22 protein-coding genes and 2 pseudogenes are annotated in these 20,218 nt (G+C 70.1%); 12 read left to right on the top strand and 12 right to left on the bottom strand.

Annotated features, from left to right (window positions below; genetic code table 11):
- Nucleotides 1-55: 55 nt before the first annotated feature.
- Both AC2W7K_RS06315 and AC2W7K_RS06310 read right to left on the bottom strand, forming a co-directional pair.
- Nucleotides 56-661 carry an MFS transporter gene (locus tag AC2W7K_RS06315; protein ID WP_486005899.1) on the bottom strand — a complete coding sequence of 202 codons (606 nt, stop codon included), beginning with the start codon at nucleotides 659-661 and terminating at the stop codon, nucleotides 56-58.
- The gene (locus AC2W7K_RS06310; RefSeq protein WP_486005898.1) at nucleotides 658-1,266 is read right to left on the bottom strand and encodes an MFS transporter; all 609 of its coding nucleotides are present in this window, start codon (nucleotides 1,264-1,266) and stop codon (nucleotides 658-660) included. The genes AC2W7K_RS06315 and AC2W7K_RS06310 overlap by 4 nt, the downstream gene beginning before the upstream one ends.
- A gap of 160 nt (nucleotides 1,267-1,426) precedes the next feature.
- On the opposite strand from AC2W7K_RS06310, the gene AC2W7K_RS06305 reads away from it, so the two are divergent.
- On the top strand, nucleotides 1,427-2,848 hold the full coding sequence (locus tag AC2W7K_RS06305) for an MFS transporter (protein WP_344251455.1): 1,422 nt from the start codon (nucleotides 1,427-1,429) through the stop codon (nucleotides 2,846-2,848).
- Nucleotides 2,849-2,858: 10 nt separating this feature from the next.
- On the opposite strand, the gene pcaC is transcribed toward AC2W7K_RS06305, so the two are convergent.
- The 7 genes and pseudogenes from pcaC to AC2W7K_RS06270 form a co-directional block, all read right to left on the bottom strand.
- A complete protein-coding gene (gene pcaC / locus AC2W7K_RS06300; protein ID WP_376871364.1) occupies nucleotides 2,859-3,284 on the bottom strand; it encodes a 4-carboxymuconolactone decarboxylase in 426 nt (141 codons plus the stop codon).
- Nucleotides 3,285-3,427: 143 nt separating this feature from the next.
- Nucleotides 3,428-4,066: pseudogene (locus AC2W7K_RS06295) on the bottom strand (alpha/beta fold hydrolase); the annotation flags it as partial.
- 98 nt (nucleotides 4,067-4,164) lie between these two features.
- Nucleotides 4,165-4,764, bottom strand: a complete 600-nt coding sequence (locus AC2W7K_RS06290) for a lyase family protein (protein WP_486005897.1) — start codon at nucleotides 4,762-4,764, stop codon at nucleotides 4,165-4,167.
- A gap of 26 nt (nucleotides 4,765-4,790) precedes the next feature.
- The gene (locus AC2W7K_RS06285; RefSeq protein ID WP_486005896.1) at nucleotides 4,791-5,519 is read right to left on the bottom strand and encodes a lyase family protein; all 729 of its coding nucleotides are present in this window, start codon (nucleotides 5,517-5,519) and stop codon (nucleotides 4,791-4,793) included.
- Between the two features lie 55 nt (nucleotides 5,520-5,574).
- Nucleotides 5,575-6,147, bottom strand: a complete 573-nt coding sequence (pcaG, locus tag AC2W7K_RS06280; RefSeq protein WP_344251437.1) for a protocatechuate 3,4-dioxygenase subunit alpha — start codon at nucleotides 6,145-6,147, stop codon at nucleotides 5,575-5,577.
- Complete coding sequence (pcaH, locus tag AC2W7K_RS06275) at nucleotides 6,140-6,940, bottom strand: protocatechuate 3,4-dioxygenase subunit beta (protein WP_344251436.1); 801 nt, start codon at nucleotides 6,938-6,940, stop codon at nucleotides 6,140-6,142. Before pcaH ends, pcaG begins: the two co-directional genes overlap by 8 nt.
- A gap of 17 nt (nucleotides 6,941-6,957) precedes the next feature.
- The gene (locus AC2W7K_RS06270) at nucleotides 6,958-8,154 is read right to left on the bottom strand and encodes a 4-hydroxybenzoate 3-monooxygenase (protein ID WP_344251435.1); all 1,197 of its coding nucleotides are present in this window, start codon (nucleotides 8,152-8,154) and stop codon (nucleotides 6,958-6,960) included.
- A gap of 271 nt (nucleotides 8,155-8,425) precedes the next feature.
- Here AC2W7K_RS06270 and AC2W7K_RS06265 point away from each other — a divergent pair, with 271 nt between their 5' ends.
- Both AC2W7K_RS06265 and AC2W7K_RS06260 read left to right on the top strand, forming a co-directional pair.
- Nucleotides 8,426-9,481: a YeeE/YedE family protein gene (locus AC2W7K_RS06265; protein ID WP_486005895.1), complete on the top strand. Its 1,056-nt coding sequence runs from the start codon at nucleotides 8,426-8,428 to the stop codon at nucleotides 9,479-9,481.
- Nucleotides 9,478-9,702 carry a sulfurtransferase TusA family protein gene (locus AC2W7K_RS06260; RefSeq protein WP_211978126.1) on the top strand — a complete coding sequence of 75 codons (225 nt, stop codon included), beginning with the start codon at nucleotides 9,478-9,480 and terminating at the stop codon, nucleotides 9,700-9,702. Before AC2W7K_RS06265 ends, AC2W7K_RS06260 begins: the two co-directional genes overlap by 4 nt.
- A 1-nt stretch (nucleotide 9,703) precedes the next feature.
- Here the strand turns inward: AC2W7K_RS06260 and AC2W7K_RS06255 are convergent, their stop codons facing one another.
- Nucleotides 9,704-10,495, bottom strand: coding sequence for a class II glutamine amidotransferase (locus tag AC2W7K_RS06255; protein ID WP_344251433.1), 792 nt, complete (start codon nucleotides 10,493-10,495; stop codon nucleotides 9,704-9,706).
- 28 nt (nucleotides 10,496-10,523) lie between these two features.
- On the opposite strand from AC2W7K_RS06255, the gene AC2W7K_RS06250 reads away from it, so the two are divergent.
- The 3 genes from AC2W7K_RS06250 to AC2W7K_RS06240 are packed head-to-tail and all read left to right on the top strand — an operon-like array spanning nucleotide 10,524 to nucleotide 12,103.
- Nucleotides 10,524-11,057 carry an O-acetyl-ADP-ribose deacetylase gene (locus AC2W7K_RS06250; RefSeq protein ID WP_344251432.1) on the top strand — a complete coding sequence of 178 codons (534 nt, stop codon included), beginning with the start codon at nucleotides 10,524-10,526 and terminating at the stop codon, nucleotides 11,055-11,057.
- Between the two features lie 10 nt (nucleotides 11,058-11,067).
- Entirely contained in the window at nucleotides 11,068-11,421 is a 354-nt protein-coding gene (locus tag AC2W7K_RS06245; RefSeq protein ID WP_344251431.1) for a VOC family protein, read from the top strand.
- 16 nt (nucleotides 11,422-11,437) lie between these two features.
- The gene (locus tag AC2W7K_RS06240; protein WP_344251430.1) at nucleotides 11,438-12,103 is read left to right on the top strand and encodes an SDR family oxidoreductase; all 666 of its coding nucleotides are present in this window, start codon (nucleotides 11,438-11,440) and stop codon (nucleotides 12,101-12,103) included.
- Between the two features lie 2 nt (nucleotides 12,104-12,105).
- Here AC2W7K_RS06240 and AC2W7K_RS06235 read toward each other — a convergent pair whose 3' ends face one another.
- Nucleotides 12,106-12,843: a GTP pyrophosphokinase gene (locus AC2W7K_RS06235; RefSeq protein WP_137825167.1), complete on the bottom strand. Its 738-nt coding sequence runs from the start codon at nucleotides 12,841-12,843 to the stop codon at nucleotides 12,106-12,108.
- A gap of 134 nt (nucleotides 12,844-12,977) precedes the next feature.
- Between AC2W7K_RS06235 and AC2W7K_RS06230 the strand changes: the two genes are divergently transcribed.
- The gene (locus AC2W7K_RS06230; protein WP_344251429.1) at nucleotides 12,978-13,538 is read left to right on the top strand and encodes a dihydrofolate reductase family protein; all 561 of its coding nucleotides are present in this window, start codon (nucleotides 12,978-12,980) and stop codon (nucleotides 13,536-13,538) included.
- Nucleotides 13,539-13,541: 3 nt separating this feature from the next.
- A complete protein-coding gene (locus tag AC2W7K_RS06225) occupies nucleotides 13,542-13,805 on the top strand; it encodes a DUF2277 domain-containing protein (RefSeq protein ID WP_344251428.1) in 264 nt (87 codons plus the stop codon).
- Nucleotide 13,806: 1 nt separating this feature from the next.
- On the opposite strand, the gene AC2W7K_RS06220 is transcribed toward AC2W7K_RS06225, so the two are convergent.
- Nucleotides 13,807-14,580: an IclR family transcriptional regulator gene (locus tag AC2W7K_RS06220; protein ID WP_137825165.1), complete on the bottom strand. Its 774-nt coding sequence runs from the start codon at nucleotides 14,578-14,580 to the stop codon at nucleotides 13,807-13,809.
- 133 nt (nucleotides 14,581-14,713) lie between these two features.
- On the opposite strand from AC2W7K_RS06220, the gene mdlC reads away from it, so the two are divergent.
- The 4 genes and pseudogenes from mdlC (at nucleotide 14,714) to AC2W7K_RS06200 (ending at nucleotide 20,217) form a co-directional block, all read left to right on the top strand.
- Nucleotides 14,714-16,294: a benzoylformate decarboxylase gene (gene mdlC / locus AC2W7K_RS06215; RefSeq protein WP_344251427.1), complete on the top strand. Its 1,581-nt coding sequence runs from the start codon at nucleotides 14,714-14,716 to the stop codon at nucleotides 16,292-16,294.
- Nucleotides 16,295-16,326: 32 nt separating this feature from the next.
- On the top strand, nucleotides 16,327-17,787 hold the full coding sequence (locus AC2W7K_RS06210) for a benzaldehyde dehydrogenase (protein ID WP_486005894.1): 1,461 nt from the start codon (nucleotides 16,327-16,329) through the stop codon (nucleotides 17,785-17,787).
- Nucleotides 17,788-17,819: 32 nt separating this feature from the next.
- Nucleotides 17,820-19,073, top strand: coding sequence for an MFS transporter (locus tag AC2W7K_RS06205; protein WP_486005893.1), 1,254 nt, complete (start codon nucleotides 17,820-17,822; stop codon nucleotides 19,071-19,073).
- A pseudogene (locus AC2W7K_RS06200) lies at nucleotides 19,070-20,217 on the top strand (PrpF domain-containing protein). The gene AC2W7K_RS06205 and the pseudogene AC2W7K_RS06200 overlap by 4 nt, the downstream one beginning before the upstream one ends.
- The last annotated feature ends 1 nt before the right edge of the window (nucleotide 20,218 follow it).

The raw sequence follows: 20,218 nt of genomic DNA, 5'->3' as shown, positions 1-20,218 counted from the left end.
GCAGGCGCACAGCCTGTGTCTCAGAAATTGAGATCGCCGGCCGGGGCGCGGAGGATCACAGGTCGAGCGTCGTCCGGCTCGACGACGCGGCCGGGCCCTTCCGGCGCAGGACGATCGCGATCGTCAGCACGATGAGACCGGCGATGCACAGGCCCACCCCCACCCACGCGGGTGCCCGATAGCCGAGACCGGCGGTGATGACGATGCCGCCGAGCCACGCGCCGAGGGCGTTGGCGAGATTGAACGCCGCGTGGTTCATCGCCGCCGAGAGACTCGGGGCGTCGGTCGAATCGCGCAGCAGCCGCATCTGCAGAGAGGTCGTGATCATGGACCCTGCGATGCCGATGAAGAAGAGCGCGACGATCGCGACCGCGGCGTTCTCCGTGAACGCCCCGAACGCGGCGAGGACGAGAGCGGAGAGGATCATGCCGCCGGTGCCCGACCGTTCGATCGACTTGTCGACGAGCGGACCGGCGATGAGCGAACCCGCCGTCATGCCGAGACCGTAGACGGCGAGCACCCACGGGATCGCGGTCTCCGGGACATGGGCGACCTCGGTCATCGTCGGGGTGATGTAGGTGTAGACGGCGAACATGCCGCCGAAGCCGATCGAACCGGCGAGCAGCGTGAGGATGATCTGCGGCCGCGCCAGGGCTTTCATCTCCCGCGGGCCGAGGGTGCTTGGGAGAGTCTCACCGTGGGCACTGCGATGGCGACCATGATGACGGTGAGGATGCCGAGCGCGGCGACGAGCGCATAGGCGCTGCGCCAGCCGAAGGCGTTGCCGAGGGCCGCGGCGACGGGCACGCCGACGATGTTCGCGATCGTCAGACCGAGCATGACCCTCGCCATCGCCCGGCCGCGGCGGCCCACCGGCACGAGCGAGGCCGCGACGATCGCGCCGATGCCGAGGTAGGCGCCGTGGGGGAGGCCGCTGACGAAGCGGGCGATGTTGAACAGCGCCGCATTCGGCGCGAGCATCGAGGCGACATTGCCGAGGGCGAAGAGTCCCATGAGGCACAGGAGCAGGAGCTTGCGGTCCATGTGCGCGGCGATCGTCGTGATGAGCGGGGCGCCGACGACGACGCCGAGGGCGTAGAGGGACACCGCATGCCCGGCCTGCGGGACGGTGATGCGCAGCTCGGCGGCGATCTGCGGGAGGAGACCCATCGTGGCGAACTCTGTGACGCCGATCCCGAACGCGCCGATCGCGAGGGCGAAGACGGCGAATTTGTAGGTCCGGCGGGGCACGGGCGCATCGCTCATGGCTGTCCTCTGGGATGGGGTGCGGATTCTCACCGACGGCAGGGCGGCCGCGGCAACCGCACCAGCCTAGTGCCCGCGACCGGGCACCGGTAGTCCGCGCCGTCACAATGTGATCGGTCCCATGTCAGTGCGTCGGGCTACTGTGAGAGACATGACGGTGATGAGCGACGATCCCCATGCGGCTGACCCCGAACCGCCGCCGGGCGGACAGCGGACGTTCCTCCATGTCCTCGTCAACACTGCCATCGCCAACGTCACGACGAGCTTCCTCTGGTTCGCCCTGACCTTCTGGGTCTACCTCGAGACCCGATCGGTGCTCGCCACCGGGGTCATCGGCGGGGCGTACATGCTCCTCGTCGCTCTCTTCTCGATGTTCTTCGGCACCGTCGTCGACCGGTTCCGCAAGCTTCGGGTCATGGTCGTCGCCACGGCCGGCACGCTCGTCCTCTTCGCCGTCACCGGGCTCATCTACCTGGCGGTGCCGAATGCGATCCTCCTCGACATCGGCGGACCGTGGTTCTGGATCTTCAGCATCGTCATGCTCGCCGGGGCCGTCGTCGAGCAGCTGCGCGGCATCGCCCTGTCGACGACCGTGTCCCTGCTCGTGCCCGGGCCCAAGCGCGCCAACGCGAACGGCCTCGTCGGCACCGTCCAGGGGCTCGGCTTCCTCGTCACGAGCGTCTTCAGCGGACTCGCCGTCGGGTTCCTCGGGATGGGCTGGTCGATCGCCATCGCCGTCGTCCTCATCGGCCTCTCCCTCCTCCACCTCCTCACCCTGCGGATCCCCGAGCCGGTCATCGTCGCCTCCGCGGGGCAGCCGGGCTGGGTCGACATCCGCGGCGGCCTCGCCGCGGTCCTCGCCGCCCCCGGGCTCTTCGCGCTCGTGCTCTTCACGACGCTCAACAACCTCGTCGGCGGCGTCTACATGGCGCTCACCGACCCCTACGGGATCGAGGTCTTCGGGTCCGCTCAGGCCTGGGGCATCGCCCTGGCCGTGGTCTCGACCGGGTTCATGATCGGCGGCGGACTCGTCGCGAAGTTCGGTCTCGGGCGCAACCCGATCCGCACGATGCTCCTCTTCTGCTGCCTCATCGGACTGCTCGGCGCGGTCTTCGCACTGCGCGAGTCCTGGCTCCTCTACGGCCTCGGACTGTGGGGCTTCTTCCTCATGCTGCCGGTCATCGAGGCCGCCGAGCAGACGGTCATCCAGCGGGTCGTGCCGTTCCGTCAGCAGGGCCGCGTGTTCGGCTTCGCCATGACGTTCGAGGCGGCCTCGGCGCCGATCACCGCGTTCCTCATCGCCCCGATCGCGGAGTTCTGGGTCATCCCGTACATGCGCACCGATGCGGGCGCCGACCGCTGGGGCTGGCTGCTCGGCGAGGGGGACGTGCGCGGCATCGCGCTCGTCTTCCTGTGGACGGGCATCGTCTCGATCGTCCTCGCTCTCGCCGCCTTCGGCACCCGCGCCTACCGGATGCTCTCAGCCCAGTACCTCGAGGTCGCGGCCAAGGACGGTGCGGCCAAGGACGGTGCGGCCAAGGACGGCGCGGCCAAGGATGGCGCCGCCGCGGACGGCGCCTGAGCGCGCCGGGTCAGTCGAGACCGTCGGCGTCGACCTCGGCGAGAGCCTCTGCGGCGACGGCGAAGGCGGTGTTGGCCGAGGGCACCGAGCAGTAGATCGCGGACTGGAGGAGGATCTCCTTGACCTCGTCGCGGCTGAGCCCGTTGCGCAGCGCGGCCTTGACGTGCATCTTCAGTTCCGCCTCGTGTCCACCGGCGATCATCGCCGTGAGCGTGATCGCCGAGCGCATCCGCCGGTCGAGGCCCGGCCGCGTCCAGATCTCACCCCACGCGAAGCGGGTGATGAGGTCTTGGAAGTCGGCGGTGAAGTCCGTGATCGCGGCGTTCGCCCGGTCGACGTGGGCATCGGAGAGGACCTCGCGGCGCACTCCCATCCCCGCCTCCCACACGGCGTCGCGGTCGGCGTCACGCGGTCCCGAGGCTGTCGGCCGGGGCACATCGGCAGCCGCCCCGGTCTCTGTCCCGCTCGTGCCGCGGCGGCGAGGAAGTCGGAGAGGAGTCCCGCGGTGACGACGGGCGCCTCGATCGGGACGAGGTGGGCGGCTCCCTCGATGATCTCGAGGAGCGCACCGGGGACGGCATTGGCGATCTCGGCGAGCTTCGTCGGCGGGGTCGGAGTGTCGTGCTCACCGGCGACGGCGAGCAGCGGCAGGCCGATCTCGGACAGGCGCCCCCGGATGTCGAAGTCGGCGAGCGTGTAGCAGAGCGCGGCGTAGGAGAAGCGGTCGGCATCCTGGAGGGAATGGAGGAGTGCCGCCGAGGCCTCGGGTTCGCGTTCCATGAATCCGGGGCCGAACCACCGTTCGGCCGATCCGATGACCTGCGTCGGGGTTCCGGAGATCGCGACGGTCTCCGCGCGCTCCTCCCAGCCCGGGGCTTCGCCGATCTTCGCCCCGGTGCAGAACACCGCCGCCCGTTCGAACCGCTCCGGATGATCGAGGGCGAGCTGGAGGGCGATGGCACCGCCGATCGAGTCCCCGGCCAGCGACACGGCCACCTCCGAGTCGCCGACGACATCGGGAAGGACACGGTCGACTGTCGTGAGCACCGCCTCGGCGAGATCGGCCATCGAGACCCGGGGAACCTCCGAGCGCGACGCTCCGGCCCCCACGTCGAGGGCGGGGGAGCGACCGTGACCGGGCAGGTCGATGCCGATGACCGCGGTGTCGGGGGCGATGTCGGCCAGGGCGCTCGCCGCCTGCTGCCACAGCGCGCCCACCGAGGTGCCGAGCGAGGGCAGGGCGATGACGACCCGGGCAACGGGGGCGGTCGGGGTCGTGAGGACTGAGGCGGTGAGTTCCACGGTGGTCGCTTTCGTCAGGGGGTGGTCGGGTCGGTCGTGCGGATGATCGTCTCCCGGATGCCCTCGGCCTCGCCGAGGTAGGACGACGGTGCGAAGAATCCCTCCAGCTCCGCGGGGTCGGGGACCGGCCCGGGGGTCGCGGAGAGGGCGGCGCCGAGGCGCTCGGCGGGGTCGCCGGAACCGGAGAGGATCTCCGTGATCGCGTCCTTCGACAGGCGGTCGCCGAAGACGATCGTGAGCTTCTCGCCGTAGATGCCGGGACCGGCGGCGTCGAGGTTGCGGCGCATCGCCTCGGGGCGGGCGCTCAGTCCGGTGGCCATCTCCTCGAGGAGGGCCAGGGAGGACAGGGCGAGGACCATGAGCGCGGACAGGGCCGGCCATTCGGCATGCCAGGCGCCGTCGGAGCGCTCCTCGACGGCCGCGGCGCCGGTCGTCGCGACCGTGGCGAGCAGGCCCGGGGCGCGCATGCCGTTGCGGTGGAGGAGGACGGCGACGGTCGGGTTGGTCTTCTGCGGCATCGCCGAGGAGCCGCCGGTCGCGGCGAGGGCGAGTTCCCCGACCTCGGGGCGGGTGCCGATGAGGACGTTGCGCGCGATCGAGGAGCCCACACCCACGCACTGGGTGAAATGGGTCGCCCAGGTCAGGACGCGGACCCGGTCGGTGTGCCAGGGAACGGGGGTGGGGGAGAGGGCGGCGTCGGGTCCGCGCAGCTGGACCTCGAACTCCCGCAGCAGCGCCTCGGTGCGGTCCCCGGCGAACTCCCGGATCGCCGCGCGCGTGCCGGCGGCCCGCCGACCTGGACGGCGTCGCTGCGGGGCGTGAGAGCGGCGACCTCGGCGACCTCCGCCGCCCACGTCGCAACCCGCAGACCGAACGTCGTCGGCAGCGCCGGCTGGGTGAGGGTGCGGGCCAGGCACAGGGTGTCGGCATGGGCCTCGGAGAGGGAGCGGAGCGCCTCGGTGATGACGTCGAGACGCGCCCGGGTCTCGGCGATCGTGCGGGTGACGAGGAGGCCGAGCGCGGAGTCCATGACATCCTGGCTCGTCAGCCCCCGGTGGAGGGCACGGCCCGCCTCGGGAGTGAGGCGGGCGCGCACCCGGGTGAGGAACGGGATGACGGGATTGCCGCCGGATTCGGCGTCGGCGGCCAGGCCTGCCAGCGCCTCCGCATCGGCCTGGAGGTCCCACGTCACGGCATCGACGGCCCCGGTGACCGCGGTCCGCGTCTCCGCGGAGACGAGACCGGCCGCCGCCTGCGCGGTCACCCACGCGCTCTCAACCTCGCCGATCGCCCCGACGAGCGCCGCATCGTCGACGCTGTCGGCGCCGCGAAGATCGCCGGGGGCGAAGAGCAGCCGGGTGCGGCTCATGCAGTCTCCTCTGTCGTCTCAGTCGGTGTCGTCTCAGTCTCGGTCGACGGCCATCTCAGTCGGTGTGGCCGGGGAACCGGAGGAACGGGGTCTCGTCCTCTCCCTGCAACCGTATGTCGAAACGCAGCGTCCCGTCAGCCTCCCGGGTCGCGATGAGACGCTCCCGCTCGGCCGGGTCGAGGGAGGACAGCAGCGGATCGGCGGCCAGCGCCTCGGCGTCACCGGGGATGTAGACCCGGGTGAAGAGCCGGTTGAGCAGGCCGCGGGCGAAGACGACGACGCTGATGAAGGCGGCCTTGCCCGCCTCGGTGGGGCCGGGGACGACGGTCGAGAAGCTGAACCGGCCCTCGGGGTCGCAGGCGGCGCGCCCGAACCCGGTGAACGTGAAGCCGTCACGGCGCAGCGACCCCGTCGCCCGGGAGACCGTGCCGGTCTCGTCCGGCTGCCAGATCTCGAGGATCGCATCGGGCACGGGCACCCCCGCGCCGTCGTAGACGACTCCGGCCAGCTGCACGGCGTTGGCCGCTGCCGGCGGGACGAGCGCGCTGTCGCCCGGGTAGGGCAGGGCGTAGCCGTAGAAGGGTCCCACGGTCTGGCCGGGGGTGGCGGTGTACTCGGTCTCAGGCATCGTCGTCCTCTTCCATCCAGGTCCGCTCGGCTCCCGTGAGGACGATGTCCCACGAGTAGCCCATGAGGAATTCGTGTTCGGTGATGTCGTGGTCGTAGGTGGCCACGAGGCGCTCGCGCGCCTTCTCGTCGGTGATCGACTGGAAGATCGGGTCGAGGGCGAAGAGCGGGTCACCGGGGAAGTACATCTGCGTGACCATCCGCTGCGTGAACTCGGTGCCGAAGAGCGAGAAGTGGATGTGGGCCGGCCGCCACGCATTGTGGTGGTTCTTCCACGGGTAGGGACCGGGTTTGATCGTCGTGAACGAGTACGATCCGTCCGGTCCCGTCAGGGTGCGCCCGACCCCGGTGAAGTTCGGGTCGATGGGGGCCGGGTGCTGGTCGCGTTTGTGGATGTAGCGGCCGGCGGAGTTCGCCTGCCAGATCTCGACGAGCTGACCGGCGACCGGCCGGCCGTTGCCGTCGAGGACCCGGCCGGTGACGCGGATGCGCTCGCCGATCGGCTCCCCGCCGGCCTGGATCGTCAGATCCGATTCGAGGGTGCCGATGTCCCGGTGGCCGAACGCCGGGGAGTACAGCTCGATCGTCTCCGGGTCGGTGTGGCGGGGATCCTTCGTCGGGTGCCGCAGCAGCGAGGACCGGTAGGGCGGGTAGTCGAGTCGCGGCTGCGTCTCGACCGGGGCGCCGGCTGCCACGGCGTCTTCGTACTCGCGGCCGATCTCGTTGATCTCCGCGCTCAGCGTCGCCTGCGATTCGGCGGCGTCGTCGGGACCGGAGAGCTTCTGTGCGCTCATGGTCTGACCTCTCTTCTTCAGGGGATGGTGGTGGTGTGCGGCCAGCCGGTGTAGCACTCGGCCAGGTACCGGCGGCCGTGGTCGGAGGTGAGGATCGAATCGAGCTCGCCGAGGCTGCGGCGGGCTTCGAAGGGATCCGCGGTGGGGTCGGTGTGGAGCATCCTCGTCATCTGGTACGAGAAGTTCTGGGCCTTCCAGACGCGCTTCGTCGCGGTCGCCGAGTACCGGGCGAGCGCCTCGGCGTCGGAGTCCTGCAGGGCGCGCACGAGGGCGGGGGCGAGCACCGCGACGTCGGCGAAGGCGAGGTTGAGGCCCTTCGCCCCGGTCGGGGGGACGGTGTGGGCGCTGTCGCCGGCGAGGAAGAGGGAGCCGTGCTGCATCGGCTCGGTCACGGCCGAGCGGAACGGCAGAACCGTCTTGTCGATGATCGGACCGGTCCGGAGCGCGAAGCCGTCGGGGCCCTCGACGCGGGCCTGGAGTTCGGTCCAGATGCGGTCGTCGGACCAGTCGGCGACCTCGGTGTCGGGTGGGGCCTGGAAGTACATCCGCTGGACGGTGTCGCTGCGCTGGGAGATCAGGGCGAAGCCGCGTGCGGAGCGGGAGTAGATGAGGACCTCGTGGCTCGGCGGCGCCTCACAGAGGATCCCGAACCATGCGAACGGGTACTCGTGGAAGAACCGCCTGCGCGTGGTCTCGGGGATCGATGCCCGGGAGGGGCCGCGGGAGCCGTCGGCGCCGACGACGTACCGGGCGGTGACGGTGAGCGGCTCACCGTCGTCGGTGACGGCGCGCACCTGCGGGGACTGCGATTCGACGGCGTCGAGGCGGGTGTCGGTCACCGCGTGGAACGTCGGTCGTCCGGTGCGGGCGCGGGCGGCGGCGAGGTCGACGTAGATCTCGTTCTGCGGGTAGAGCCACACGGATTCGCCGACGAGGTCCGGGAAGTCGAGAGGGTGGCTGACCCCGTCGACGCGGATGTCGATGCCGTCGTGGCGATGGCCTGCGGTGTGGACGCGGGAGTCGATGCCCGGGGTCTCGAGCATCCGCACCGAGGCTGCCTCGAGGATGCCGGCGCGATGGGTCGTCGCGATGTCGTCATGGCTGCGATTGTCGACGACGACGGAATCGATGCCGGCGACGTGCAGGAGATGGGCGAGCATGAGGCCCGCGGGTCCTGCGCCGACGATCGCGACATCGGTGTGGAGATCTGGCACTGAGGCCTCCTTGCCTGTCAGGGTTCACCTCAGTGTGCTCCGCACCACGAAACCGGCGCGACAACTTTCTCATTCAACGGCGTCCGTGGGTGACGACACATGACGCGGCATTGACGCGGCGAGAGTGATTGCTCAACAATAGTGGGCGGTGCGGGCTAGTGTTTGCCGAACTCGCTCGGGTTGGGATCGCCTGTTCTGCACTGCAATGCTCAACACCTGGGCCCCGTCATCGCAGGACGGTCCCCGGTGCACATCGGCAGGAAGGCCATCCATGATCATCACCGGTCTCGTCGTCGGGCTGCTGCTCGGATTCGTCCTGCAGCGCGGACGCTTCTGCGTCACCGGCGCCTTCCGCGATCTCACGCTCACCGGCAACACCCGGTGGTTCTCCGCGCTCATCGTCGTCATCGCCGTCCATGCGATCGGCCTCGCCTCCTTCAGCTCGCTCGGGATCATCACCCTCGAGCAGTCGGCGTTCCCATGGCTGGCCTCCATCCTCGGCGGACTGATCTTCGGGGCCTCGATGATCCTTGCCGGGGGCTGCGCCACGGGCACGTACTACCGGGTCGGCGAAGGACTCGTCGGCAGTTGGATGGCGCTGATCTTCTTCGCCCTGACCGCCGCGATCATGAAGACCGGGCCGGCCGCGGGACTCACCGAAGGGCTGCGGTCGATCACCGTCCCCGACGGCACCCTGAGTGCGACGACCGGGCTGAGCCCGTGGGTCTTCGCGATCGCACTCTCCGGCGTCGCCGTGTGGCTGACGATCCGCCACAACCGCAAGCTCACCACCCCGGTGGCCACGCTTCCCCCGCGGCGGACCGGACTGGCCCACCTCCTCTTCGAGAAGCGGTGGAACCCGTTCGCCACGGCCGCGATCATCGGCGTCATCGCCACCCTCGCCTGGCCGCTGTCGGCGGCGACGGGACGCAAATCCGGGCTCGGCATCACGACCCCCTCGGCGAACCTCGTCACCTACTTCGCGACCGGGGACGTCACCCTCGTCGACTGGGGAGTCATGCTCGTCATCGGCATCCTCGTCGGCTCGTTCATCGCCGCGAAGGCCTCCGGGGAGTTCCGGATCCGCGTGCCCGACCGTGAGACGCTGCTCAAGGCGATCGCCGGCGGCGTCGGGATGGGCATCGGCGCGGCGATCGCCGGCGGCTGCACCGTCGGCAACGCCATGGTCTCGACCGCACAGTTCGAATACCAGGGCTGGGTCGCGACGTTCTTCATGATCGTCGGCGCCGTCATCGCCGCGAAGGCCACCATCAGACCACGCAGCGCAGCGAGCACCCCGGTACCCGCAGGAAGCGGGACAGCATGAAACAGATCCTCGAGACCAACGGGCTCGTCTGCCCCTTCCCCCTCGTCGAGGCCAAGGACGCGATCAGCGGCTTGAGCGTCGGTGACGAACTCGTCATCAACTTCGACTGCACCCAGGCCACCGAGGCGATTCCCCAGTGGGCGGCGGAGAACGGCTACCCGGTCACGCACTTCGATCGGACCGGCGACGCCTCGTGGACGATCACCGTCCAGAAGGCGTAGGTCACAGCCGCACGATCGTCTCCGCGCCGTCGGCGACGGTCAGGCGCATCGCGGTGTTCTGCTCGATCCGGCTCCACCCGGTGTGGCTGAGTCCCGAGCTCGTGACGATCGTCGCCCCGTCCGCGAAGCGCTGCCAGCTCATCCGGTAGTAGTGGCTGCGGTGGTCGAGCGGGAGCCGACCGCCGGTCTGACTGGTGTCGAAGCTCGCATAGGGCACCTCGGTGCCGAGCGTGGCATGGACGACGATGAGCCCGGTCCGGGTGAGGACGAGCAGGTTGATGCCCGGGTGGTCGAACTCCGCGCGGATCTCGCGCACCGTCTCGACGACGGCCTCGAGGAGCGGGGCGCCGGTATCGACCCGCCGGAGGATGAGGGCGAAGAGGAGGGCCGAATCCGTCGTGCCGCCGATGCGCGCGATCTCGGCTTCGGTGACCTGCGCCCGCAGCTGCTCGACCGGGTGGATCGACCCGTTGTGTGCGAGCGCGACGCCGTCGGCGAGGAACGGGTGCGTGTTCTCGACGAGGTCGGCCATCCCCGTCGTCGCCATCCGCAGGTGGACGATCCGCCCGCGCGCCGCCGCATCGTCGAGCGCCGCGGTGAGACGGGGGTCGTTCGTGCCTTCGTGGGGCGTGCGGAACCGGTCGAGCGCCTCGGTGGCCGGATCGATCCACGCCGTGCCCCACCCGTCGTCGTGGAGTCGGCCGAGGTCCTGCCACTGCCGGCACTGGGCGCGGCCGATCAGTCCGGCCGCGCTCACCGGGGTCGGCGAGATGAATCCGAGAAGCCTGCACATTCGCCACCGTCCTGACTAGACTCGCTCCATGAAGATCACGGTACTCGAAGGCGATATCACCGAGGTGCGCGTCGACGCGATCGTCAACGCCGCGAACTCGAGTCTCCTCGGCGGAGGCGGCGTCGACGGGGCGATCCACCGCGCGGCGGGACCCGCTCTCCTCGAGGCGACGAGGGAGCTGCGGCGGACGAGTCTGCCGCGCGGTCTTCCCCCAGGCCAGGCCGTGGCCACCGAGGCGGGGGAGCTGCCGGCGCGGTGGGTCATCCACACCGTCGGCCCGAACCGGAACGCCGGGGAGGCCGACCCGGAGGTCCTCGAGTCGGCGTTCGAATCGAGCCTCAACGTCGCCGAGGAGGTCGGGGCCGCCTCGGTGGCGTTCCCGGCGATCGGCGGCGGGGTCTACGGCTGGTCGCCGCGGGATGTCGCCGAGGCGGCGCATGCCGTCATCGTCGACGGGCGGGCCCGCGGGCGCTGGGAGACGATCACCGAGGTCCAGTTCGTCCTCTTCAGCGACGCGATGACGAGCGTCTTCTGCCAGGTCTTCGACCACGATCAGTGGTGAAAGGGGAGCCATGAGAGTCCACAGCATCATCGCCGATCTGCCGGTCGCCGACATCGCCGCCGCGCGCGACTTCTACACGTCCTACCTCGGGCTGGCGACCGAGGAGTTCAACCTCGGCTGGGTCGCCCGGTTCACCTCGCCCGAGACGGGCGCGCACCTCCAGGTCGTCACCGCGGACGCGACCGCACCGGTCGACGCGGCCGTCTCGATCAAGGTCGACGACGTCGACGCCGCCTACGCCGAGGCGGTCGATCGCGGGTTCGACATCGTCCACCCGCTCACCGACGAGGAGTGGGGCGTGCGGCGCTTCTTCGTCCGGGCACCCGACGGCAACGTCTTCAACATCGTCGCCCACCGGGAGTAGGCACTACCCTCGAACCATGCCCCTTGCGCTCATCACCGGTGCCGCCCGACCCGACAGCATCGCCGCCGGCATCGTGCCGCGACTCGAAGCCGACGGCTGGGACGTCGTCACCAGCGACCTCGACGGCACCGACCAGCCCTGCGACCTGTCGACGCCGACGGGTCCCGAGGCGCTCATCGCGGCGGTGACCGCCGAGCACGGCACCCTCGACGCCCTCGTCCTCAGCCATGCCCACGGCGTCGAATCGGGCATCCTCGACACGACGGCGGAGAGCTTCGACCGACATGTCGCCGTCAACGCCCGGGCGAGCCTCCTCCTCATCGCCGCCTTCGCCCGGCAGATCGGCCCTGACGGCGGAGCGGTCGTCGCGTTCACGAGCGACCACGTCACCGGCAACCTGCCCTACGGGGCGTCGAAGGGGGCGCTCGACCGCATCGTCATCTCCGCAGCGAGAGAACTGGGACCGCGGGGAATCTCGGCGAACGTCGTCAACCCCGGCCCCATCGACACCGGGTGGATGGACGAGGACTTGCGGGCCGCTCTGCTCCCGGCCCAGCCGCTCGGTCGCCTCGGCACGCCGGCCGACATCGCCGGCATCGTCGCGTTCCTGCTCTCACCTGCCGGTCGCTGGGTCTCCGGGCAGCTCATCAGCACCGACGGCGGATTCTCCGCCCGGTTCTGACCTCACTCCTCGTCGCGGCTGAGGTTCCACAGCAGGCGGAGGAGCTCGGCGTCGAGGTCGTTGCCGTGGTCGGTGGCATCGGCGTCGCGGACCTCGTTGTGGAGCTGCTCCATCTTGAGGTCGAGCTCACCGGCGACGGCGGCGGCGCGGGTGAGTTCGGCGACGAGGCGGTCGGGTACGTCGCCTGCGTACTTGTAGTGGATCTTGTGCTCGAGGCTCGCCCAGAAGTCCATCGCGATCGTCCTCACCTGGACCTCGCAGATGATCGGCACCGGACCGTCGGAGAGGAAGATCGGGATCTCCAGGATCGCGTGGAGGCTCTTGTAGCCGTTGGGCTTCGGATGGGCGATGTAGTCCTTGATCTCGATGACCCGGATGTCGTTCTGCGAGGTCAGGGTCTCGAGCACCCGGTAGGTGTCGGCGATGAAGCTGCACGTGATGCGGATGCCGGCGATGTCGGTGATCGCCGTGCGGATGACGTCGATGTCGAGCGGCAGACCGCGCCGGGTGATCTTCTCGAGCAGGCTGCGCGGGGTCTTCACCCGCGAGCTGATGTGCTCGATCGGGTTGTAGCGATGCAGGGTGAGGAACTCCTCGCGGAGGATCGAGACCTTCGTGAGCACCTCGTCGATCGCGAACCGGTGATGCATGAGCAGGCGCGAGAAGTCCGTGCGCAGCCGCTGGACCTTCTCCGCCTGGGCGGGGGTGAGCGGCTCGGCGGGCTCGCCGGGGACGACCATCGATTCTCCTGGGGTTCGGAACCACCTCGGCGGTGGTCAGGCTCAGTCTACGTCGGGGGTTCTCCCGGCGCCGGATGTGTGGTTGACTGAGCACACCAAGCAATTGCATTCTGCAAGCACTCAAGGGGGGAGTGATGGGAACAGTGGCATGCTCGCTCGACGGGTTCATCGCCGGTCCCGGACACGACATGTCGTGGCTCTCGACGGCCGAGTTCGCCGAGGGCACCACCGAGAGCATGGCCTCCGAGGTCGCCGTCATCATCTCCGGCAGGCGGGGCTACGATGCGGCAAAGGCGCAGGCCGACAGCCGCGACGAGTTGACGGCCGAACCGTACGGCGGAGCATGGTCGGGCACCGAGATCATCCTCACCCACCGCCCCGCGGAGCTGGCCGGCGACGATTCCGTCATCGCGCTCGACTGCTCGATCACCGAGGCGATCGACCGCGCCCAGGCCCTCGCCGGGGACGGCGACATCCAGATCATCAGCGCCGACATCGCCCGGCAGGCGCTCGAGGCCGATCTCATCGATGAGCTTCAGGTCTTCGTCGCCCCGGTCTTCCTCGGCGACGGCACGCGGATCTTCGACGTCCCCGGCGGCCGTCGCATCGACTGGGAGCTCGTCGCGATCGATGCGGCGAACGCCCGCAGCTGCGGCCGGACCTATCGTCCGCGGCGGTCGGCGGCGTACCGTTGAGCCATGTGCCGGAACATCCGAACCCTCCACAATTTCGAGCCCGCGGCCACGAGCGACGAGGTTCACGCCGCAGCCCTCCAGTATGTGCGCAAGATCGCGGGGACGACGAAGCCCTCGAAGGCCAATGCCGAGGCCTTCGACGCCGCCGTCGAGGAGATCGCCCACATCACGCAACACCTCCTCGACTCCCTCGTGACGACCGCACCGCCGAAGGATCGCGAGGTCGAGGCCGAGAAGCGCCGCGCCCGCTACGCCGCGCGAGCATGAGCTAGTCCGTGACCGACCGGCCCTGGCTGATGAGGTCCTGAGTGATCCCCGCCGAGGCGGCCCGCAGCGCCTGCATGATCGCCGGCATCCCGACGTTGCGCTCGGAGTCGACGACGACGCCGAGGCCCGCGATCGTCAGCCCGCTGCCGTCGAAGACGGGCACGGCCACACCCGTCGTGCCGTCGTCGATGTGACCGACGAGTTCGGCGCAGTGATAGGTCCGGATCGTCTGGAGCATCCGCCGCAGCACCGTCGGATCCGTCGTCGTGCGCTCCGTGAACGCCGTGAGCGCACCCCGCAGATACGCCTCGCGCACGTGCCGGGGCGCATGCGCGAGGAGGACGAGTCCGCACGAGGAGGCGTGCGCGGGCAGTCGACCGGCTGTGCGCGAGCGGTTGATGACGGCCATGGGCTTCGACATCCGCTCGATGAAGAGGACCTCCCGCTCCCGGAGGATGCCCAGCTGCGTGTTCTCCCCGACGAAGTCGTGGACGGCGATCATGTGCGGCCGCGCCAGGGACGCGAGCTCGACGGCGTCGGAGGCGCGGTTCGACAGCTCCCACATCCCCACCCCGATCCGCACCCGCCCGCTCGGATCCCGCTGCAGGAGGTCGTGGGACATCATGTCGTTGATGAGGCGGTACGCCGTCGACTTCGGCAGCTGGGCGCGGCCGGCGAGCTCTTCGGTGGTCAGGCTCGGGTGGTCGGGGTCGAAGGCCCCGAGGACGCGAACGAGCCGATCGATCATCGAGTCGCCCGAAGGTGAGTTCGCCATACCAGCATCGTAGCCGCGCGAACCTGTGCGTCCCAATGAATGGAATAACCGTAGCCAGACGTGTCGCCGCTCACTAGCGTGGCGATTATCGGCGGGGCGTCCCCACCGTCCGTCTCGAAGGAGAGCATCGTCCATGGCAGCATTCACGGTCCGGCAGGCAGTCCACGACCTCATGGCATTCCACGGTATGACCGTCCTCTTCGGCAATCCCGGATCGAATGAGCTGCCGTTCCTCAAAGACCTCAGCGCCCGCTACATCCTCGGGCTCCAGGAGGCCGCCGTCGTCGCCATGGCCGACGGCTACTCCCAGGTCACCGACCGTCCCACGCTCGTCAACCTCCACGCCGCCTCGGGGTCGGGCAACGGCCTCGGCGCCCTGACGAACGCCGCGATCTCCCGCTCCAAGCTCGTCGTCACCGCAGGCCAGCAGGTGCGCAGCATGGTCGGCCCCGAGGTCATGCTCGCCAACGTCGACGCCACGATGCTCGCCAGACCCCTCGTCCACCGCTCCCTCGAACCGCTCGCGGCCGCCGATGTGCCCCGCGCGTTCTCCGAATCCGTGCTCGCCTCCCAGCGCGGTCCCGTCTACCTCTCCGTGCCCTACGACGACTGGGACGCCGAGGTCGAAGAGAGCGTCGTCGGCCAGCTCTCGCGCACCGTGACCCCCGGTTCGGCCCCCGACCCGGCCGTCATCGCCGACCTCCGCGACCGGCTGGGCGCAGCCGAGGCCGCGGTCCTCGTCCTCGGCCCCGACGTCGACACCCCGGAGGCGTGGGCGGCCGCGATCGCCCTCGCCGAGGCGCACGACCTTCCCGTATGGGCCGCCCCGTCCCTGCCGCGCATGCCCTTCCCCAACCAGCATCCGCTCTTCCGCGGAGTGCTGCCGGCGGCGATCGGCCCGATCGGGGAGATCCTCGGCGCCCACGACCTCGCCCTCGTCATCGGCGCCCCCGTCTTCCGCTACCACCAATGGCAGCCGGGAGAGTACCTGCCGGAGACGACGCATCTCGTCCAGATCGGCGACGACCCGGACGCCGCCGAGCGCGCCCCCTTCGGCGATGCGCTCGTCACCGACCCCGTCGCCGCTCTCGTCGCGCTCGCCGAGGCCGCCCCCGCCCCCGGCACCCCGCGGACGTGGGAGCCGGAGATCGAGCCCGCGACCGCCTCGGCGACACCGGGCACCCTCCACCCCGAGGAGGTCTTCGCGACCCTGCGGGAGACGATGCCGGTCGACTCCCGCTACGTCGTCGAATCGACGTCGACGAACTCCGCGTTCTGGGCGCAGATGGACCTCCGCGAGTCCGGGTCGTACTTCTTCCCCGCCTCCGGCGGTCTCGGGTGGGGTCTGCCCGCTTCGATGGGCGTCGCGCTCGCCGATGCTCGCCGACCCGTCGTCGCGATCATCGGCGACGGCTCCGCCCACTACTCGATCGCCGCCCTGCGCACCGCCGTCGAGGAGGGCATCCCCGTGACCATCGTCGTCCTCCGCAACTCCACGTACGGGGCGCTCGTGTGGTTCGCGGACATGCTCGACGCGGGCACGGTGCCCGGGCTCGACCTCGGCGACGTCGACTTCGTCTCGATCGCCCGGGGCTACGGCATGACCGCCGTCCACGCGGACTCGACCGCCCATCTCGCCGAGCTCCTCACCGAAGCCCACGGTGCCGGCCGGCCCACCCTCATCGAGATCGACACCGAGAAGACCACCCCTTGACACCCCCACCACAACCCCAAGGAGACACCGCAATGAGCACTGAGACCTTCCTCGGCACCGACTGGAACGGCCGGATCTTCACCGGCGACTGGGTCGACGGTCGCGACCCGATCCCCGTCGTCGAACCCGCCACCGGTGAGACCCTCGCCCGGATCGGCATGGCCTCGTCCGACGATGCCCTCGAGGCGGCACGACGGGCGGCCGCCGCGCAGCGCGACTGGGCGAAGACCAAACCGACGGAACGGGCGGCGGTGATGCGCCGCGCCGGTGAGCTGTGGGCCCAGCACGCCGCGGAGATCAACACGTGGATCATGCGCGAATCCGGTGCGATCGCGGCGAAGGCCACCTTCGAGACCGACTATGCGGCGGCCACCTGCTACGACTCCGCAGCGCTGCCGACCCACCCGAAGGGGCAGGTCCTGCCCTCGGACGAACCCCACTGGTCGTTCTCCCGCCGCGTGCCCGCGGGCGTGGTCACCGTCATCGCCCCGTTCAACTTCCCGCTCATCCTCTCCATCCGCTCCGTCGCCCCGGCGCTTGCCCTCGGCAATGCCGTGATCCTCAAGCCGGATCCGCGCACCGCGGTGTCCGGAGGCGTCACCCTGGCGAAGATCTTCGCCGAGGCGGGGCTGCCCGAGGGCGTCCTCCAGGTCCTGCCCGGCGGCGGTGACGTCGGCGAAGCCCTCGTCGCGGCCCCCGAGGTCTCGGTCATCTCGTTCACCGGGTCGACCGCGGCGGGACGGATCGTCGGCGAGAACGCCGGTCGCCTCCTCAAGCGCTGCCACCTCGAGCTCGGCGGCAACAACGCCCTCATCGTCCTCCCCGGCGCCGATCTCGAGGCAGCCGCCTCGGCGGGCGCCTTCGGATCGTGGTTCCACCAGGGTCAGATCTGCATGACCACCGGCCGTCACCTCGTCCACGACAGCATCTACGACGACTACGTCGCAGCACTGGCCGAGCACGCCGCGAAGCTGCCCGTCGGCGACCCGAGCACCGAGGAGGTCGCCCTGGGGCCGATCATCGACGAGAAGCAGCAGACGCACGTGCGCGACATCATCGAGAAGGCTCAGGCCGACGGCGCCCGCCTCGTCACCGGCGGCGTCGGCGAAGGCCCGTTCGTCCCGGCGACGGTGCTCGCCGACCTCTCGCCGACGAACCCCGCGTGGACGCAGGAGATCTTCGGTCCCGTCGCCCCCGTGGGACGGTTCTCCACGCTCGAGGAGGCCGCGGACCTCGTCAACGACAGCGAGTACGGGCTGTCGGTGAGCATCCTCGGCGACCTCGGCACCGCGATCGATCTCGCCGATCACATCGACTCGGGCAAGATCCACATCAACGAGCAGACCATCGCCGATGAAGGGGACGTCCCCTTCGGCGGCACGAAGGACTCGGGCAACGGCTCCCGCATCGGCGGCGCCGAGGCCAACATCGAGTCCTTCACCGAGGTCCAGTGGATCACGATGCGCTCGCAGATCGCACCGTACCCCTTCTGACCACCGACACCTTCACAAGACCGGAGACAGCGTTGTCCGCATCGCCCACCGCACCATCCCGCCCCACTCCCGCGGACACCCGCTGGCCGGCCGTCCTCTGCTGGCTCGCCGTCGCCCTCGAGGGCTTCGACCTCGTCGTCCTCGGGGCGGTCATCCCGCAGCTGCTCGCCACCCGGGCGCTCGGCTTCACCCCCGAGGCGGCGACGCTCGTGGCGACGATGAGCCTCGTCGGCGTCGGCCTCGGGGCGGCCGTCGTCGGGCCGATCGTCGACCGCGTGGGGCGGCGGGTGACGATCATCGCGTGCGTGATCATCTTCTCCGTCTTCACCCTGCTCGTCGCCTTCGCTCCGAACGTCGCGCTGTTCACGGTGTTCCGGTTCATCGCCGGTCTCGCGCTCGGTGCGGTCATGCCCAGCTGTCTTGCCTACATCAGCGAGCACAACCGCTCGGGCAAGACCGGCAAGGCGACGACGCTGACGATGACCGGCTACCATGCCGGCGCCGTGGCGATCTCGCTGCTCGCGGTCTTCTACTCGCACAACTGGCATCTGCTCTTCATCGCCGGTGGCGTCGCGGGGCTCGCCATGGTGCCGCTGCTGTGGTGGAAGCTGCCGGAATCGACGGCGTTCCTCGCCGCCCGCTCGGAGCAGAGCACGGAGGCCGCGGCGGCGCCGAAGACGGGGATGCGCGGTCTCTTCACCGGCCGGTTCGCGCTCGTGACGATCGGCGTGTGGGCCGCGAGCTTCATGGGACTCCTCCTCGTCTACGGTCTCAACACGTGGCTGCCGCAGCTCATGGCCGATGCCGGATACGAGGTCTCCGACTCCCTCGTCATGCTCTTCGTCCTCAACCTCGGTGCCGTCGTCGGCCTCGTCGTCGCCGGGTGGCTCGCCGACCGGCACGGGACGAAACCCGTCGTGCTCCTCTGGTTCGTCCTCGCCGCGGTCTTCCTCGCGATCCTCAGCATCCCGATGACGAGCCAGCTGCTGCTCAACCTCGCCGTCTTCATCACCGGCGTCTTCGTCTTCTCCGCCCAGGTCCTCATCTACGCGTTCGTCTCCGCGATCTACCCGGCGACCGCGCGCGGCACGGCGCTCGGCATGGCCTCGGCGGTCGGCCGGATCGGCGCGATCGTCGGACCGTTCATCACCGGCACCCTCGTCGCCGCCGGCATCGCCTACCCCTGGGGCTTCTACCTCTTCGCCTTCGTCGCCGTCCTCGGCTTCCTCGCGATGGCGATCGTGCCGGCGGTGGTCGATGCGAGGAACGCTACTCTGAGGGCATGACACGCTGGATCGACGCCGCCTTCGTCCGCGGAGGCACGAGCAAGGGCCTCTTCTTCCGTGCCGCGGACCTGCCACCGGTCGGCGACGGCGAGGAGCGGACGGCCTGGGACCGGATCTTCACCTCGGCGATGGGCTCGCCCGATGCCTTCGGTCGGCAGCTCGACGGGATGGGCGGGGGCATCTCCTCCCTGTCGAAGGTCATGGTCGTCTCCGCCTCCGACCGCGACGGCGTCGACCTCGACTACACGTTCGCGCAGGTGGAGATCGCCGAGGCGGCCGTCGACTACTCGGGCAACTGCGGCAATCTCTCCTCCGGGGTCGTCCCGTTCGCTCTGCTCACCGGGCTCATCAGCGCCGGTGACGGGTGGCATGTCTTCCGCCTGTTCAACGTCAACACGGGCCAGCTCGTCGACGTCGGCCTCACCGTCGAGGACGGTCAGGCCGCCGTCGACGGGGACTTCGTCCTCACCGGGGTGAGCGGGAAGGCCGCCCCCATCGAACTCATCTACCCCGATCCGGCCGCAGCCGCACCGGTGCGCTCCTGCCGACGGGAAACACCTCGGATTCCCTGACCGCCGGCGGGTTCCTCATCGACGCCACCCTCATCGATGCGACGCTGCCGCTCGTCATCGTTCCCTGCACAGCGGTGGGGCTCACGGGCACCGAGCTGCCCGAGCAGATCGACGCCGACTCCCGGGCGCTGGGGCTCATCGAGGAACTGCGCCGCGCCGCCGCGGTGCGGATGGGACTGTGCCCGAGCCCGGAGACCGCGCCGCAGGTCGTGCCCAAGGTCGCCGTCGTCAACGCGCAGGCCGACACGCGTCTCCTCGACGGCACGCGGCTCCCCGCCGCCGACGCCGACCTTCCCGTGCGCGTCATCTCCATGGGGCAGGCCCACAAGGCGGTGCCGGGCACCGCGGCGATGTGCCTGGCCGCGGCCGCGCTCGTCCCCGACACGATTCCCCACCGGATACTCACCCGCAGCGCGCACCCGCGCTCCGGGCCGGAGGTGCGGCTCGGCACTCCCTCCGGGGTCGTCACCGCCTCGGCGGTGCGCGATACGACCACCGGAGAGGTCACCGCCACCTCGCTCTACCGCACCGCGCGCGTGCTCATGCGCGGTCAGGTGGCCGTCGCGGACTGAC

It is taken from the genome of Brevibacterium sp. LAARM2_SD2, from assembly GCF_057364785.1.
The sequence above is the reverse complement of the archived record's forward strand: the minus strand, read 5'-3'. Positions and strand labels throughout refer to the sequence as shown.

Coding starts and splice junctions, on each gene's coding strand:
- AC2W7K_RS06230 (WP_344251429.1), top strand. CDS start 12,978: ATGGGAACAGTGGCATGCTCGCTCGACGGGTTCATCGCCGGTCCCGGA.
- pcaG (WP_344251437.1), bottom strand. CDS start 6,147: ATGCCTGAGACCGAGTACACCGCCACCCCCGGCCAGACCGTGGGACCC.
- AC2W7K_RS06225 (WP_344251428.1), top strand. CDS start 13,542: ATGTGCCGGAACATCCGAACCCTCCACAATTTCGAGCCCGCGGCCACG.
- AC2W7K_RS06235 (WP_137825167.1), bottom strand. CDS start 12,843: ATGGTCGTCCCCGGCGAGCCCGCCGAGCCGCTCACCCCCGCCCAGGCG.
- AC2W7K_RS06240 (WP_344251430.1), top strand. CDS start 11,438: ATGCCCCTTGCGCTCATCACCGGTGCCGCCCGACCCGACAGCATCGCC.
- AC2W7K_RS06255 (WP_344251433.1), bottom strand. CDS start 10,495: ATGTGCAGGCTTCTCGGATTCATCTCGCCGACCCCGGTGAGCGCGGCC.
- AC2W7K_RS06265 (WP_486005895.1), top strand. CDS start 8,426: ATGATCATCACCGGTCTCGTCGTCGGGCTGCTGCTCGGATTCGTCCTG.
- AC2W7K_RS06250 (WP_344251432.1), top strand. CDS start 10,524: ATGAAGATCACGGTACTCGAAGGCGATATCACCGAGGTGCGCGTCGAC.
- AC2W7K_RS06260 (WP_211978126.1), top strand. CDS start 9,478: ATGAAACAGATCCTCGAGACCAACGGGCTCGTCTGCCCCTTCCCCCTC.
- AC2W7K_RS06285 (WP_486005896.1), bottom strand. CDS start 5,519: ATGAGCCGCACCCGGCTGCTCTTCGCCCCCGGCGATCTTCGCGGCGCC.
- pcaH (WP_344251436.1), bottom strand. CDS start 6,940: ATGAGCGCACAGAAGCTCTCCGGTCCCGACGACGCCGCCGAATCGCAG.
- AC2W7K_RS06210 (WP_486005894.1), top strand. CDS start 16,327: ATGAGCACTGAGACCTTCCTCGGCACCGACTGGAACGGCCGGATCTTC.
- AC2W7K_RS06245 (WP_344251431.1), top strand. CDS start 11,068: ATGAGAGTCCACAGCATCATCGCCGATCTGCCGGTCGCCGACATCGCC.
- AC2W7K_RS06305 (WP_344251455.1), top strand. CDS start 1,427: ATGAGCGACGATCCCCATGCGGCTGACCCCGAACCGCCGCCGGGCGGA.
- AC2W7K_RS06315 (WP_486005899.1), bottom strand. CDS start 661: ATGAAAGCCCTGGCGCGGCCGCAGATCATCCTCACGCTGCTCGCCGGT.
- mdlC (WP_344251427.1), top strand. CDS start 14,714: ATGGCAGCATTCACGGTCCGGCAGGCAGTCCACGACCTCATGGCATTC.
- AC2W7K_RS06310 (WP_486005898.1), bottom strand. CDS start 1,266: ATGAGCGATGCGCCCGTGCCCCGCCGGACCTACAAATTCGCCGTCTTC.
- AC2W7K_RS06220 (WP_137825165.1), bottom strand. CDS start 14,580: ATGGCGAACTCACCTTCGGGCGACTCGATGATCGATCGGCTCGTTCGC.